This is a genomic window from Streptomyces sp. R35, from assembly GCF_041053035.1.
Taxonomy (GTDB): Bacteria; Actinomycetota; Actinomycetes; order Streptomycetales; family Streptomycetaceae; genus Streptomyces; species Streptomyces lutosisoli.
The window spans coordinates 3,390,031-3,405,417 of sequence record NZ_CP163440.1; the positions used below are offsets into that span (position 1 = coordinate 3,390,031).

Annotated in this window: 14 protein-coding genes; 9 read left to right on the forward strand and 5 right to left on the reverse strand. The window is 71.4% G+C overall.

Annotated elements, in window-relative coordinates; genetic code table 11:
* The first annotated feature begins 29 nt into the window (after positions 1-29).
* Positions 30-545: a GNAT family N-acetyltransferase gene (locus tag AB5J50_RS15620; protein WP_369258501.1), complete on the forward strand. Its 516-nt coding sequence runs from the start codon at positions 30-32 to the stop codon at positions 543-545.
* Between the two features lie 10 nt (positions 546-555).
* On the opposite strand, the gene AB5J50_RS15625 is transcribed toward AB5J50_RS15620, so the two are convergent.
* Entirely contained in the window at positions 556-2,673 is a 2,118-nt protein-coding gene (locus AB5J50_RS15625) for a DHA2 family efflux MFS transporter permease subunit (RefSeq protein ID WP_369258503.1), read from the reverse strand.
* A 194-nt stretch (positions 2,674-2,867) separates the two neighbouring features.
* On the opposite strand from AB5J50_RS15625, the gene AB5J50_RS15630 reads away from it, so the two are divergent.
* Positions 2,868-3,818: a peptidoglycan-binding protein gene (locus AB5J50_RS15630; RefSeq protein WP_369258505.1), complete on the forward strand. Its 951-nt coding sequence runs from the start codon at positions 2,868-2,870 to the stop codon at positions 3,816-3,818.
* A 406-nt stretch (positions 3,819-4,224) separates the two neighbouring features.
* Here the strand turns inward: AB5J50_RS15630 and AB5J50_RS15635 are convergent, their stop codons facing one another.
* Positions 4,225-4,893: an HAD-IA family hydrolase gene (locus AB5J50_RS15635; protein ID WP_327428352.1), complete on the reverse strand. Its 669-nt coding sequence runs from the start codon at positions 4,891-4,893 to the stop codon at positions 4,225-4,227.
* A 355-nt stretch (positions 4,894-5,248) separates the two neighbouring features.
* Positions 5,249-5,830, reverse strand: a complete 582-nt coding sequence (locus AB5J50_RS15640; protein ID WP_327428353.1) for a TMEM165/GDT1 family protein — start codon at positions 5,828-5,830, stop codon at positions 5,249-5,251.
* A 432-nt stretch (positions 5,831-6,262) separates the two neighbouring features.
* Here AB5J50_RS15640 and AB5J50_RS15645 point away from each other — a divergent pair, with 432 nt between their 5' ends.
* The 5 genes from AB5J50_RS15645 (at position 6,263) to AB5J50_RS15665 (ending at position 12,236) form a co-directional block, all read left to right on the forward strand.
* On the forward strand, positions 6,263-6,907 hold the full coding sequence (locus AB5J50_RS15645) for an HNH endonuclease family protein (protein WP_327428354.1): 645 nt from the start codon (positions 6,263-6,265) through the stop codon (positions 6,905-6,907).
* Between the two features lie 91 nt (positions 6,908-6,998).
* Positions 6,999-8,690 carry an alkaline phosphatase D family protein gene (locus AB5J50_RS15650; RefSeq protein WP_369258508.1) on the forward strand — a complete coding sequence of 564 codons (1,692 nt, stop codon included), beginning with the start codon at positions 6,999-7,001 and terminating at the stop codon, positions 8,688-8,690.
* A gap of 160 nt (positions 8,691-8,850) precedes the next feature.
* A complete protein-coding gene (locus AB5J50_RS15655) occupies positions 8,851-10,836 on the forward strand; it encodes an FAD/NAD(P)-binding protein (protein WP_369258510.1) in 1,986 nt (661 codons plus the stop codon).
* Between the two features lie 86 nt (positions 10,837-10,922).
* Positions 10,923-11,378 carry a DoxX family protein gene (locus tag AB5J50_RS15660; RefSeq protein WP_369258512.1) on the forward strand — a complete coding sequence of 152 codons (456 nt, stop codon included), beginning with the start codon at positions 10,923-10,925 and terminating at the stop codon, positions 11,376-11,378.
* 234 nt (positions 11,379-11,612) lie between these two features.
* The gene (locus tag AB5J50_RS15665) at positions 11,613-12,236 is read left to right on the forward strand and encodes a DedA family protein (RefSeq protein WP_369258514.1); all 624 of its coding nucleotides are present in this window, start codon (positions 11,613-11,615) and stop codon (positions 12,234-12,236) included.
* Here AB5J50_RS15665 and AB5J50_RS15670 read toward each other — a convergent pair.
* Positions 12,233-12,457 carry a DUF2277 domain-containing protein gene (locus AB5J50_RS15670; RefSeq protein WP_330304264.1) on the reverse strand — a complete coding sequence of 75 codons (225 nt, stop codon included), beginning with the start codon at positions 12,455-12,457 and terminating at the stop codon, positions 12,233-12,235. The genes AB5J50_RS15665 and AB5J50_RS15670 overlap by 4 nt on opposite strands.
* 130 nt (positions 12,458-12,587) lie before the next feature.
* On the opposite strand from AB5J50_RS15670, the gene AB5J50_RS15675 reads away from it, so the two are divergent.
* Together AB5J50_RS15675 and AB5J50_RS15680 are read left to right on the forward strand one after the other, a co-directional pair.
* Positions 12,588-13,361 (forward strand): MBL fold metallo-hydrolase, encoded by a 774-nt coding sequence (locus AB5J50_RS15675; protein WP_369258516.1) that lies wholly within the window; start codon positions 12,588-12,590, stop codon positions 13,359-13,361.
* A 136-nt stretch (positions 13,362-13,497) separates the two neighbouring features.
* Positions 13,498-14,406 (forward strand): ketopantoate reductase family protein, encoded by a 909-nt coding sequence (locus AB5J50_RS15680; protein WP_369258518.1) that lies wholly within the window; start codon positions 13,498-13,500, stop codon positions 14,404-14,406.
* Between the two features lie 9 nt (positions 14,407-14,415).
* Here AB5J50_RS15680 and AB5J50_RS15685 read toward each other — a convergent pair whose 3' ends face one another.
* A complete protein-coding gene (locus AB5J50_RS15685) occupies positions 14,416-15,375 on the reverse strand; it encodes a LysR family transcriptional regulator (RefSeq protein ID WP_369258520.1) in 960 nt (319 codons plus the stop codon).
* Between the last annotated feature and the right edge of the window lie 12 nt (positions 15,376-15,387).

The following is a 15,387-nucleotide window of genomic DNA, read 5'->3' on the forward strand; positions in this document are numbered from 1 at the left end:
GGATACGGCACCTCCCGACAATGACCGTCATGACCCGCACCCCCGTGACGGCTTCCTGGACCGTCGCCCCCGAACCCTTCGACTCCCCCGTGGCCGCCGCACTGTGGCGGGCGTACTACACGGAGGTCAGCGACCGCTGGTATCTGCTGCACGAGGGGCGTACGACGGACCCCGACGAGCTGGAGCGCGAGGTCGCCGCGCAGACGGGGGCCGAGTTCGCGGCGCCCGCCGGGGTGCTGCTGGTCGCGCGGTACGACGGCGAGCCCGGGGGCACGGCGGGCGTGCGGATGCTGGACGCCACGACGGGCGAGCTGTGCCGTGTCTTCGTCCGCGAGGAGATGCGCGGCAAGGGCGGCGGCCCCGTGCTGCTCGCGGCGGCCGAAGAGGCGGCGCGCGGCCTGGGCGCGGAGCAACTGATCCTGGACACCCGCGGCGACCTCGTGGAGGCCCGCACGCTGTACTCCCGGCACGGGTACGCCGAGACCGAGGCGCACAACGACAGCATCTACGCCGAGCACTGGTTCAGAAAGGACCTGACCGGCTGATCCTCACGCCTCACACGGGCTTGGTCTGCGTCTGCGGCCGGGGCACCGTCCCGTCGTGCGGGCGCTCCGCGTCGGAGCCGCACATCTCGCTGTTCAGCTCCTCGACCAGCTGGGCCAGGTCGGTCGGGCGGTCCGGACCCCACCAGTCGCCGAGCAGCTCGGTCAGGGACTCCTCACGGGCCATGGCGAGTCTGTCGGCGACCTCGCGGCCCTCATCGGTCAGGACCAGGTCGAGTCCCTCGCGGAGGACGAGCCGGCGCTCCTCGACCTGCCGGGCGGCGGCGAGGATGACGTGCAGCGGTACGGCACTGCGCTCGGCGAGCTCCGCGGGCTCGGCCCACCCGTACTTCTTGATCCGCAGCAGCAGCCAGCTCGCGGCGGGCAGCAGGTCGTAGCCGGCCCGCACGGTGATCTTCTCGTAGATCTCGCGCCGCCCCTCCCGGGTGCCGAGCACGGACAGCGCCCGGCACACCTCGTCGTACGACGACCGCTCCACGGGATTGCTGGCGAGCGTCTCCGTGACGTCCGGCGCCGTGACCGACCCGCGCAGTTTGTCCTCGCGCAGGAACCACGCCAGGACGAAACCGACAACGGCGACCGGGGCGGCGTACAGGAACACATCCGTGATGGCCGACGCGTACGCATGCAGGACGGGCTGCCGCAGCGAGGCCGGCAGCGCGGCGATGCCCTTCGGGTCGGCCTTCAGGCTGTCCGGGCTGATGCCCGCGGGGAGTTGCTGCCCGCTGAGCGCGACCGTCAGCTTGTCGGCGAGGCGGCTCGCGAAGACCGTGCCGAAGATGGCGACGCCGAACGAGGCGCCGATGGAGCGGAAGAAGGTCGCGCCCGAGGTGGCGACGCCCAGATCCTCGTACGACACCGCGTTCTGCACGATCAGGACCAGCACCTGCATGACCAGGCCGAGGCCCAGACCGAAGACGAAGAAGTACGAGCTCATCTCGCCGGTACTGCTGTTCTCGTCGAGCTGGTGGAGCAGCAGCAGTCCGATGGCCGTGACCGCCGTGCCCGCGATGGGGAACACCTTCCAGCGGCCGGTACGGCTGACGATCTGTCCGGAGACCGTGGAGGAGATCAGCAGACCGAACACCATCGGCAGCATGTGCACGCCGGACATGGTGGGCGACACACCCTGGACGACCTGGAGGAACGTCGGCAGATACGTCATCGCGCCGAACATCGCGAAGCCGACGATGAAGCTGATGACGGCGGAGAGCGTGAAGGTGCGGATGCGGAAGAGTTTGAGCGGGAGGACGGGTTCGGCGGCCCGCTGCTCCACGGCGACGAACGCCACGGCCAGCACCACGCCGAGAACCGCGAGCCCGATGATCTGGGCCGATCTCCAGCCCCAGGTGGTGCCGCCGAGCGAGGCGACCAGGACCAGGCTGGTGGCGACCGCGGCGATGAGGAAGGTGCCGAGGTAGTCGATGACGTGGTGGGCCGACTTCCGGGGGATGTGCAGGACCGCCGCGATCACGACGAGCGCGACCACGCCGACGGGCAGGTTGATGTAGAACACCCAGCGCCAGCTCAGATGCTCGGTGAAGAGCCCGCCGAGCAACGGCCCGAGCACGCTGGTCGCCCCGAACACGGCGCCGAACAGCCCTTGGTACTTCCCCCGCTCTCGCGGGGGAACAATGTCACCGACGATCGCCATCGACAGCACCATGAGCCCGCCGCCGCCGAGCCCTTGCAGCGCCCGGAAGCCGATCAGCTCGCCCATGTTCTGCGACATGCCGCACAGCGCGGACCCGATCAGGAAGATCACGATGGCGGTCTGGAACAGCTTCTTCCGGCCGTACTGGTCGCCGAGTTTGCCCCACAGCGGGGTCGCTGCGGTCGACGCGAGCAGATACGCGGTGACCACCCAGGACAGGTGCTCCAGACCGCCGAGGTCGCTGACGATGGTCGGCAGCGCGGTCGACACGATCGTCTGGTCGAGGGCGGCGAGCAGCATGCCGAGCAGCAGTGCGCCGATCGAGACGAAGACGCTGCCGTGCGTGGTGTCCCGGGCGTCGACGGCGGCCGCGGCGCGGCGCCGCTCGGCCGACTTGTTCACCCCGGCCGGCCCGTCCGCGCGGTCCGCGTCCGTGCCGTGCGCGTCCCCGGTCATACGACCTCCCTGAGCCCCGAGGTCTCGTTCACCCTCCATCCTGGCCGCTGTGGCCGGTTATGGCCTGTTGAGCCGTACGGTGCCCTCCGGAGCCCTGCGGAGTCTTGCGGAGGGCGACATTCCGGGACTCCGGGGAGATTGCGTGAGGGACTTCCGGATAACCTCGGGAGTTCTCCAGGGGGAGGGACCCACGCGTGACTGAACCGAACGGGCATGTCTGCCCCGAGTGCGCGGCGCCCCGGGCGCCGGACGGCACCCCGTCCTGCGCCTGTACACAACGGGCGTCCGACGCCTTGCGCGACGCCCGCACGGCGGAGGCGGCCGCGGCGGAGGACTTCGACCCACTGCGGATCCGGCCTTATGTGGAGCTGGGGGCGGAGGGACCCACGGCGCCGGAGGGGGCGGGACCAGCCGACGACGATGCGTCCGCGGCCACCATGCGCCTTACCGCGCTGCCGTCCGCGCCACAGGCCGCCGACGTACACCTGTTCCCTGAACAGCCCCCAGAGCCCGGCACGACGGCCGTCCCGGACGAACGGCCCCGGCGCCGGCGGCGTACCGCCGTCCTGGCCGTTGCCGGAGCCGTCGTGACCGTCGTGGCCGCGGCGGGCCTCGCGAGCGGGCTGTTCTCGTACGACACTCCGGCGCGCGACGGGGCACTGCCGGAGGACATACGGGCAAGCGTGCCGGACGCGTCGTCCAAGGCGCCCTCGGTGTCGCCGACGTCGCCCAGCACGACGTCCACGGCACCGGTGCCGGTGGCCCCGGCCCCGTCGCACAGCGCGAGCCCATCGCCGTCGGCATCCGAGTCGAGCACGTCCGCGTCACCGTCCCGCTCGGCCACCCCGACGCCGACAACCACAAGCGCGAGCCCGACCACCTCCGCGACAGCCACCCGCGACAGTTCCGACGAACGCCGCGTACCGACCCTCCGGCGCGGCGACAAGGGCCCCGAGGTCACCGAACTCCAGCTGCGCCTGACCCAGTTGGCGCTCTACACCGGCGACGACAACGGCAAGTTCGACAACCGGGTCGAGGACGCCGTCAGCCGCTACCAGTGGGCGCGGGGCATCACGGGCGACGAGCAGGGGGTGTACGGCACGGCTACGCGCGCGAGCCTGGAGGCGGAGACGACGGAGCCGTGACCGGTGGGGTTCGGTGCGCCCGCGGTTCGTTGTGGGTCGGGGCCGTGCCGGTACGTCCAGCCCGTCGCCGGTGGGCATTACTGCCTGCTGCCACAGCATGAACTTGCCCATAACCACGTAAGCGACGGGCTTTGGACGTACCGGCACGGCCCCTTCCGTACGTTGCCGGGTGCGGGTCCGTGGGGCCCCAAAAGATTGCGCAGTTCCCCGCGCCCCTTGGTTGTTCGGCTGCGGGTGGGTGGGGGCTGGTCGCGCAGTTCCCGCGCCCCTAAAAGGGGCGCGGGGAACTGCGCAATCTTTTGCACCAGCCCCCACCCACCCGCACCCGACCCACAACCCACGGGGTCGAAGGGGCGGAGCCCCTGGAGGATGGGACGGGTAGGGGCGGCGGGGGCGAAAACCCCACTCAGCCGTCGACGCGCAGCCGAATCGTGCCGTCCCCGCCGGACTCGACCCGCACCTGCGTAAGGTCCCGCACAAGAACATCCGGCCGATGGAACCCCGCCCGAGGCCCAACCCCGACAACCCTCATTCCGGCAGCCTTCCCCGCCGCGATCCCCGCCCCGGAGTCCTCGAAAACAACACATTCCTCAGGCGCAACACCCAACTCGGCGGCACCCTTGAGAAACCCCTCAGGATCCGGCTTGCTCGCACCCACGGACTCGGCGGTGACCCGCACGTCGGGCAGCTCAAGCCCGGCGGCAGCCATCCGCGCACTGGACAGAGCCACATCCGCCGAGGTCACCAGCGCGTGCGGCACCCCGACGAGGGACGCCAGAAACTCCGAGGCACCCGGAATCGCGACGACACCATCCATGTCGGCGGTCTCCTCGGCGAGCATCCGCGCATTGTCCGCGTGGTTCTGCTCCATGGGCCGGTGCGGCAGCAGCACCGCCATCGAGGCGTATCCCTGCCTGCCGTGGACGACCTTCATGACCTCGCCCCCGTCCAGCCCGTTCCGGTCGGCCCAGCGACGCCAGCAACGCTCAACGACGGCGTCCGAGTTGACGAGGGTGCCGTCCATGTCGAGCAGGAGGGCGCGGGCGGTCAGAACGGTGGTGGCCGTCATCGGCATGCTCCAAGACGCGGGAAAGGGGGCCAAGGCGTGGCCCCCGGGACAAGGCGGCCCCGCCCGCCGGTCAGGGAGTGCGGGCGGGAGCCACTTTGTTCCCCCACGATACAAAACGAAACCCCCACAGCGCCACCACGTCTGACCTGGCCTTCAACCACCCCGACCACACAGAGCCACCACCACAACACCCCAGGTCCACCACTCCGACACCATGCGGACACCAAAACGAACCCACAGTCGGCGACGCACGGGCCCCACCCACCCCCACCCGGTACGACGGCGGCGCACCCGCAGCCGGCACGGCCCCGACCCACAACGGACGAACCGCCCGCCCCGCCAGGGACCGCACCACCCACCCTCAGCCCGCCACAGCCTCGTACAGACTCCAAACCCCCAGCCCCAGCATCAGCACCGCCGCCACCTTCGTGATCAACTCCAACGGCACCCTCTTCATCAGAGCCCGACCCCCCACAATGCCCAGCCCAGCCACCGCCCACAGCGCAAGCACCGCCCCGAGGCCGACGGAGAGCGGATCGTCGTAGCGCGCCGCGAGGTTGGCCGTCATGATCTGGGTGAGGTCGCCGAACTCGGCGACCAGGATGAGCATGAAGCCCGCCCCCGAGACCTTCCAGAAGCTCTGGTTCTCGGGCTTGCGGATCTCCTCCTCGTCCTCCCCCTTCTTCATCAGCAGCACCGCGGCGCCACCGAGGAACAGAACACCGGTCAGCGCATGCACGATCTGCTGCGGCAGCAGGGTCAGGACACTGCCCGCCGCGACGGCGAGCGCGACATGGAGGGCGAAGGCGGCGGCGACACCGGCGAAGACGTACGAGGCGCGGTAGCGCGTGCCGAGGACGAGGCCGGCGAGGGCGGTCTTGTCCGGCAGCTCGGCAAGGAAGACGACGCCGAAGACGAGCGCCATCACGCTGAAGCTGATCAAAATTCCTCAATCGGTCGGGCTGCCCCACCGAGAGTGCGGTAACTGCGCTGCGACACCTCGGCACGGCAGCACACAGCGGCGCCCGCACCTGGAGGTACGGGCAGGAGCACCCACGCCGAACGACGGCACGGGCGGTGCACTGCTTGCCGAAGGTCTCGCTGGCCGGCCCCTCGAACGAGGCCTGCCTCCGGGCGCCGGCTCAGACGAGCTGAGCAGTATGTCGACGGTCCGGCGAAGAGCTACTCCCCTTCTGCGCCGTCCATATTACGTGACCGCTCAACCAACCCCACAGGGCCGAAAGTCCCGTCATCAACCTTGTCATGTCATGAACGCGTCACTAACTTCTTACCGAACACACACCTTCACGCAACACGACGCCGCAAGCATTCCCTCGCTCGCACTCCAACACCCCCACACCCCAAGGGAGTTCGCATGCCAAAGGTCTACGCGCGTCGACGGCTGAGCATACTCGCCGCCTTCACCGGCCTGATAGCCATGGTCGGGATATTCAACGGCCCGACCGCCTCCGCCGCGCTCCCGACCCCGGTCAGCGCCGCCACCGCCCGCACCTACCTCGCCTCGCTGACCACCGCGACCGAGGTCAGGACCGGCTACTCCCGCGATCTGTTCCCCACCTGGATCACCATCTCCGGCACGTGCAACACCCGTGAGTACATCCTCAAGCGGGACGGTACGAACGTGGTCACCAACTCCGCGTGCACCGCCACCAGCGGCAGCTGGTACTCCCCGTACGACGGCGCCACCTGGACCGCCGCCTCCGACCTGGACATCGACCACCTCGTCCCGCTGGCCGAGGCCTGGGACTCCGGCGCCCGGAACTGGACCACCGCCCAGCGCCAGGCCTTCGCCAACGACGTGACCCGTCCGCAGCTCATCGCCGTCACGGACAACGTGAACCAGTCGAAGAGCGACCAGGACCCGGCCGAGTGGATGCCCTCGGTCACCTCCTACCGCTGCACGTACGTCCGCGCCTGGGTCCAGGTGAAGTACTACTACGACCTCTCGGTCGACTCCGCCGAGCGGACCGCGCTGACGAACTACCTGGCCAGCTGCTGACCCGAGGGCGTTCACGCAAGGTCCCGCAGGAACCTCCCCGCCACCCCCTGTCGTTCCGTACCGTACGGGGCGACGGAGGAGGGTGATCACCATGGCGGAGCTGCGCCTGGGACCGCTGCTGAGGTACGTCGACGGCTCGTCCGCGACCTTCTGGGTCGAGGCGAGCCGTCCGTGCGTCGTCGAGGTGCGGTGCGCCGACGGGGCCCGCGGCGAGATGCGCACCTTCCAAATCGCGGGCCACCACTACGCGTTGGTGCCGGTGAGCGGACTGACGCCGGGCACGGCCGTCTCGTACGAGATCCTGCTGGACGGCGCCACCGTCTGGCCGCTGCCCGACTCCCCCTTCCCGCCCTCGGTCGTCCACACCCCCGACGGGCACGCCGCCGTCCGCGTCACCTTCGGCTCCTGCCGCTGGGCCGCGCCTCCGGCGGACGAGAAGGATCCGGTGGGGCCCGACGCCCTGGACACCCTCGCGGCGCGCATCGCCGCGGCGCCCGACGGCGAACGCCCGGACGTACTGCTGCTGTTGGGCGACCAGGTGTACGCGGACGAGGTCTCGGACGCGACCCGTGCGTGGATCGCCGCGCGCCGGGGTCTGGCGGACCCGCCGGGCAACCAGGTGGCGGACTACGAGGAGTACACCCGCCTCTACTACGAATCCTGGCTCGACCCCGAGATCCGCTGGCTCCTGTCCACCGTGCCCAGTTGCATGATCTTCGACGATCACGACGTCATCGACGACTGGAACACCAGCGCCTCCTGGCTCGCCGACATCCGCGCCACCCCGTGGTGGCGTGAGCGGGTGCTGAGCGGCCTGATGTCGTACTGGGTCCATCAGCACCTCGGCAACCTCTCCCCGCGCGAGCTGTCCGAGGATCTGCTGTACGCGGCGGTGCGCGAGACCCCTGACGGCACGGACGTCCTGCGCGCCTTCGCCGCCCACGCCGACACCGACCCCTCCTCCGTCCGCTGGAGCTACCGCCGTGACTTCGGCCGCACCCGCGTCCTCATGGTCGACACCCGCGCGGCCCGCGTCCTGGAGGAGCACCGCCGCGCGATGCTCGACCCGGGGGAGGCGCGGTGGCTCCGGGAGCAGGCGCTGGACGCGCCCGGTTCGTACGACCATCTCCTCATCGGCACCTCCCTGCCCTGGCTGCTGCCCCCGCTCGTGCACGACGCCGAGGCGTGGAACGCGGCGCTGTGCCGGGGGGAGCGGGGTGCGCGGTGGGCGCGGTTCGCGGAGGATCTGCGGCGGCGGGCCGATCTGGAGCACTGGGCGGCGTTTCCGGAGTCGTTCGAGGCGTTGACGGAGTTGATCGCGGAGGCGGGGTCGGGGGCCGAGGCGCCGGCGACGGTGTGTGTGCTGTCGGGGGACGTCCACCACGCCTACATCGCCGAGCCGTCCTGGCCCGATCCAGGCCGGCGGCCCGACGCCCGGGTCGTCCAGCTGACCTGCTCCCCCGTCCACAACTCCATCCCGCTCTCCATACGCCTCGGTTTCCGCTTCGGCTGGAGCGCGCTGGGGCGGGCGATAGGCCACCGGTTCGCCCGGCACGGCGGCCGCGCGCACCCGGCCGTCGACTGGCGCAAGACCGGCGGGCCCTGGTTCGGCAACCAGTTGATGACGCTGACCCTGCGCGGGCGTTCCGCGTCGCTGCGGCTCGAACAGGCGCGGATCGTGCGCGGCAGAGGCGGAGAGGGCGGGGCAGGGGGAAGGAAGGGCGCGAGTGCCGGCAGCGCGCGGCTGGAGACCGTGGAAGAGTCCGAGCTCACCCCGCAATAGGCCGATTCTGTACGGTTGTTGCGTGCGTTTCCCGCGTTGCCCCTGATGCTCGTGACGCATCCCACACCCGGCGCCGATGATCCGCTCCGGGGCTCGGCTCCCGCACCGTACGACGGCATGATGATGCGGACCGTCCGCTTCCAGCGGGCGGTTTGCTGCCATGCGCCCCACACGCCCGGGAGTCATACCTTTGTCCGCAGCGCCTTCCCCCTCGCCCGGGACCACCCATGTCTCCGTCGCCCTGGTCGGCGCGGGCCCGCGCGGCACCAGCGTGCTGGAACGCCTCTGCGCGTCCGCACCGGAGCTTCTCGCGCCGGGCGTACGGCTGACGGTGCACGTCGTCGATCCGGCGCCGCCCGGGCCCGGCCGCGTCTGGCGCACCGCGCAGTCCCCGCATCTGCTGATGAACACCGTGGCCTCACAGGTGACCCTCTTCACCGACGAGAGCGTGGACTGCTCGGGGCCGATATGTCCGGGGCCGAGCCTGCACGCCTGGGCCGGCGGCGAGTTGGGCCCCGACGACTATCCGACCCGAGCCCAGTACGGCCGCTATCTGGAGTGGGTCTTCCGCGAGGCGGTGCGCGCGGCGCCTGACGCGGTGCGGGTCGAGGTGCACACCGCCCGTGCGATACGGCTCGACGACGCGTCCGACGGCCACCAGACCCTCGCCCTCTCCACCGGCCGCACCCTGTCGGGGCTCGCCGCCGTGGTCCTCGCGCAGGGCCATCTGCCGGTGCTCGCGGACCCCGCGGAACAGCGCCTGGCCGCGTACGCCGAGCGGCACGGCCTGCGTCACATCCCGCCCGCCAACCCGGCCGACGTCGATCTCTCCCCGCTCACCCCCGGCGAACCGGTGCTGCTGCGCGGCCTGGGCCTCAACTTCTTCGACCACATGGCCCTGCTGACCACGGGCCGCGGCGGCCGTTTCGTCCAGGCCGCCGAGGGCCTGCGCTATCTGCCCTCGGGCGAGGAACCCCGGCTGTACGCCGGTTCGCGCCGCGGCATCCCGTACCAGGCGCGCGGCGACAACGCGAAGGGCCCGTACGGCCGCCACACCCCGCTCGTCCTCACCGACGACGCGATCTCCGGCTTCCGCAAGCGCGCGGACTCCGGTGACGCGCCCGACTTCCTGCGCGAGATATGGCCGTTGGTCGCCAAGGAGGTGGAAACGGTCTACTACGAGGGGCTGTTGAGGCGTTCCGCGCGGCGATCCCAGCAGCCGGATCTCCCGGACCTCAGGGATTTCAGTGATCTCAGGGATTTCAGGGACCGCTTCCTCGCCGTCCCGCACCGCAGCCCCCAAGAGGCGGCACTCCTCGATGAGTTCGGTATCGCGCCCGCCGACCGCTGGTCCTGGGACCGCATGTCACGCCCGTACGCCGAGCACTCCTTCACCGGCCCCGGCGCTTGGCGGGCATGGCTGCTCGGCCGACTGCGCGACGACGCCGAGCAGGCCTCGCTCGGAAATGTCGAGGGACCGCTGAAGGCCGCCCTCGACGTGCTGCGCGATCTGCGCAACGAGCTGCGGAGAATCGTGGACCACGGCGGGCTGTCGGGCGATTCGCGCCGGGCCCACCTGGACCGTTGGTATACGCCGCTGAACGCCTTCCTCTCCATCGGCCCGCCCCGGCGGCGCGTCGAGGAGATGGCCGCGCTGATCGAGGCGGGCGTCCTGGACGTCCTCGGCCCACGCCTTGAGGTGCGGGCGGAGGACGGGGCCTGGGTCGCGCACTCCCCCGACGTGCCGGGTTCGGTCGTACGAACGACGACGCTCGTGGAAGCGCGGCTACCGGAACCGGATGTGCGAAGGACCGCCGACGAACTCCTCGGCCGGCTGCTGAAGACGGGTCAGTGCCGCCCGCACACCATCGACGGTTACGAAACCGGAGGACTGGACGTAACACCGCGCCCTTACCGTCTGATCGACCGTCAAGGCCGTTCGCACGCACGTCGGTTCGCGTTCGGGGTGCCCACGGAGGGCGTGCACTGGGTGACCGCGGCCGGGGCCAGGCCGGGTGTGGATTCGGTCACGCTTTCGGACGCCGACGCGGTGGCGCGGGCCGCGCTACGTGCGGCGATGGCACAAGCGGAACCGCAAGCGGAATCAGACCAATGGCCGAATGTTGAACTTGCAAGTATTGATTAGGTTCGCCTAACGTTGATGACTCACTCGGTTCCGTCCCCACGATCCGGTCCCCCACGGACCGGACCAGACCGAAGGAGTCACCCCCCATGACCGGACGCCTCAACAGCGCCCAGCCCTACGCCATCGGCCTGTTCCGCATCGTCGTCGGCCTGCTCTTCGCCGTGCACGGCGCCGCTTCCCTCTTCGGCGTGCTCGGCGGCGCCGCGGGCACCAACGGCGGCACCATCGCCGCCGGCACCTGGCCCGGCTGGTACGCGGCCGCGATCCAGCTCGTCGCCGGCTCGCTCGTCCTGCTCGGCCTCGGCACCCGCGCCGCGGCGTTCATCGCGTCGGGCTCGATGGCGTACGCCTACTTCGACGTGCACCAGTCGATGGCCCTGTGGCCGATCCAGAACGGCGGCGAGCTCTCCGTGCTGTTCTGCTGGACCATGCTTCTGCTCGTCTTCACCGGCTCCGGCGCGCTCGGCCTCGACCAGCTGCTCGCCGGCCGCACGGCCCCGGCCACCGAGGACAAGCGGGCCTCCGAGCCCGTCGCGGCCTGATCCCTCCACCCCGACCGCGCCCGCCTCCTCGCACAGGAGGCGGGCGCTGTCGTGCTGCCGTACACCGTGCCCGAGCGCGACTGAATGAACGTGATGTGAAAGACACATGAGCCCCCCGTGGATCTCCTGTCACACCCGCCGCGTACGCTGTATGGCTGTTACAGGCCGTCCCTGCCGCTCCCCGCGACATCGCGGCGTGGTCGTGCCTACGGGGGATTTCAGGGGAGTGTTTCGGTGCTGGAGAGTGTGGGGTCGCTGACGGGCAGCCCATGGATCTACGCGGCGGTGGCCGTGTCCGTTCTTCTTGATGTGTTCCTGCCGGTCCTGCCGAGCGGCGTCCTGGTCATCACGGCGGCCACGGCCGCGGCGGGCTCCGCCACCGGCGCCGTCGAGCACGCCGTGCCCGACATCCTGATGCTCACCCTCTGCGCCGCCACCGCCTCCGTCCTCGGCGACCTGGTGGCGTACCGCCTGGCATGGCGCGGCGGCGAGCGTCTGGACCGCGCCATCGCCCGCTCCCGCCGCCTGACCAGCGCGCAGGAACGTCTCGGCGTGGCCCTCTCGCGCGGCGGCGGCGCCCTGGTCGTCCTCGCCCGCTTCGCCCCGGCCGGCCGCTCGGTCGTCTCGCTCGGCGCGGGCGCGGCCCACCGCCGCGTCCGCGAGTTCCTGCCCTGGTCGATCCTCGCGGGCCTGATCTGGGCCGTGTACAGCGTCGCCCTCGGCTACTTCGGCGGCCAGTGGCTGGGCGCGACCTGGCTCGCCACGGGGGTGTCGTTCGGCGCGCTGCTGGCGGCGGGCACGGGAGCGGCGTTCCTGATGCGCCGACCCGCGGTCCAGGAGTCGGCCAAGCAGGCCTAGGCCCGCTGCGCCGCCCCGCGCACCTCCAGGCCTCCCAGCAGTTCGGCCGTGGCCTCCGCGATCGCCTCCACCGCCTGGTCGAAGACCTCGCGGTTGTGGGCGGCGGGGGCCCGGAAGCCGGACACCTTGCGGACGTACTGGAGGGCGGCGGCGCGGATCTCCTCCTCGGTGGCCTCGTCGGGGATCGCGGGCGGTCGGAGCGTCTTGATACTGCGGCACATACGTCCAGTCTCGCGCGTCCGCCGCCGTCCTGGCCCGGGAATTGGACCAGGAATTGGACCGGGAGAGGGCCGGGAGAGGGCCGGGAATCGGACCGGGAATAGGGCCGCGCACCTGTCGATTGTGCAGAGCATGACCACCGTGAAGATCACTTACGTCGGCGGCCCGACGGCCGTCATCGAGCTCGGCGGGGTGCGCCTGCTCACCGACCCGACCTTCGACGCTCCCGGCGACTACCCCATCGGCGCCCGCAAGCTGGTGAAGACGGCCGGACCCGCGCTCCCGGCCGCGGAGATCGGCGTGGTCGACGCCGTCCTGCTCTCGCACGACCAGCACCCGGACAACCTCGACACCTCGGGGCGTACGTATCTCGCGGGCGCCCCCGTGACCCTGTCGACGGCATCGGCGTACGGCCGTATCGGCGCACCCGTGCGGGCCCTGCCCTCCTGGGAGCACGTCGAGCTGCCGCGCCCCGACGGCGGCGTGCTACGGGTGACCGCCGTGCCCGCGCAGCACGGCCCCGACGGCTCGGAGCCGATCGTGGGTGAGGTGACCGGCTTCGTACTGTCCGGGGACGGGCTGCCCAAGGTGTACGTGAGCGGCGACAACGCCTCCCTGGACGTCGTACGTGACATCGCCGGCCGGGAGGGTCCGTTCGACGTGGCCGTGCTGTTCGCGGGCGCCGCCCGCACGCCGCTGGTGCCGGACGCCCCGCTGACCCTGACGAGCGAGGACGCGGCGCGCGCGGCCGGGATCCTCGGCGCCGGCCATGTCGTGCCGCTGCACTTCGAGCACTGGGGCCACTTCACCCAGGACGGCTCCACGCTGACGAAGGCCTTCGCGGAGGCCGGACTCACGGACCGGCTGCACCTGCTGGAGCCGGGGGCTTCCGTACAACTGCCGTAACTCCGCAACTCCGCCATCACCCCAGCATTTCCTTGGGGTTGGGCAAGCTCTTCCGAGGATTGACTCGGATGTCCGCCCCTTGTGATCATCGCCGGGGCCCTCGTTCGGGGGCTCCGGCGGCGAGAAGCGAGGAATCATGGCGAATGACCGGCTCACGGTGGCGGTACTGGGCCCGGGCGGTGTCGGCGGTCTGCTCGCCGCGCTCCTGGCGCGCGCCGGGCACCGGGTGATCTGCCTGGCCGGGGACGAGACCGCGCGGGCGCTGGCCGCGGACGGCATCCGGGTACGCAGCGAGCACTTCGGCGACTTCACGGCCCGGGTGGAGGCGGACACCGAGCTGCGCGAACCCGTCGACGCGTGCCTGATCGCGGTCAAGGCGACGGTGCTCGACGCGGCCCTGGAGCGCGTCCCCGCGAAGGCGCTGGGCGACGGCGGCCTGGTCGTACCGTTCCTGAACGGCGTCGAACACCCGGCCGTCCTCCGCGAGCGCTACCGCCCCGAGCAGGTGGCCCCCGCCGTGATCCGGGTCGAGTCAACTCGCCTGGCGCCGGGGGTGATTGAGCACGGCAGCCCGTTCGCGGAGGTCGACCTGACCGGCGACACCGTGCCGCGCGAACGGCTCGACGCGCTCGCCGGGGCCCTGGAATGGGCCGGTGTGCGCGTCCAGGTCAAGGACGACGAGGCGGCGACGCTGTGGGCGAAGATGTCGTTCCTCGCGCCGTTCGCCCTGCTGACGACGCGGTACGGAGTGCCGCTGGGCGACGTACGCACGCTGCACCGCGAGGAGTTGGTGGCGCTCGTCGAGGAGACGGCGGCCGTCAGCCGTGCGAGCGGCGCCCCCGTCGACCCGGCGGCCGCCCTCGCCCGCTACGACGCCTTCCCGCCCGCCACCAAGTCCTCCATGCAGCGCGACGCGGAGACGGGCCGCACGCTCGAACTGGACGCGATCGGCGGGGCGTTGCTCCGAGCGGCCGAACGGTTCGGGGTGCCGGTGCCCGTCGCGAGCGGGCTGGTACGGGAGTTGGCGGGGACCGCCGACAACTGAGCTGCGCCTTCAGGCTCGTACGAAATCGGTGTCGGTGTCGGTGTCAGTGCTGGCGTCGGTGCCGGCGCCGGTGCCGGACTGCGTACGGCAGTGGTGGGTGACCGTCTCGGCGAAGGCGCGGGCCGGGGGTGACAGGGCGTCCCACTGCCGTACCGCCCAGCCGACGGTGAGGGGTGGCAGGGCCGGGATCGGGAGGAAGCGGAGGCCGGGGTGGCCGGGGCCGCGCAGGGTCGGCAGCGCGGGGACGACGGCGTGGCCGAGGCCGAGTTCGGCGAGCAGGATCGCGGTGTCCCAGTCGGCGACGCTGGTGTCGGAGGCGGCGGCCGGCACACCCAACTCCCGGTAGGCGGTGTCGAGATGGGCCCGCGAGGTGGAGTTCTCGGGCAGCCCGATGAGCCGCAGCCCGGCCAGCTCCTCCCCCTCGACACGCTCGCGGGCCGCGAGTTCGTCGTCGGCGCGCACGGCGAGCACCCAGGGCAGTTCGACGGCGGCCCGCTGCTCGATACCGCGTACGGGCGGCCCGAAGGTGACCCACGCGAGATCGAGCCCGTGGTCGCCGAGCGCGTCGAAACAGCTCCGGCTGGAGCTCTCGGTCTGGAACTCCAGGGTCACCTGCGGATACCGCCGCCGGAAGTCGACCACCGCGTCGGCCATGAAGTGCCGCACGGTGGCACCGCCGGTGGCGATCCGCACCACGCCGCCGCCCCCGCGCGCCATCTCGTCGAGCCGCCGCAGCGCGAGGTCCAGCCCGGATATGCCCTCGGCGGCGGCCCGCTCCAGCACCCGCCCGGCCCGCGTCGGCACGACGCCCCGCGCCTGCCGCTCGACGAGCCCGACCCCGACCTCCCGCTCCAGCCGCCGTACGTGCTGGCTCACCGCCGACTGGGTGCAGCCCAGCTCCCGGGCCACGGCACTGAGGCTCCCGGCCCGGCAGACGGCGACGAAGACACGCAGATCATCAAGGGTCACGGGGCCCAAAGT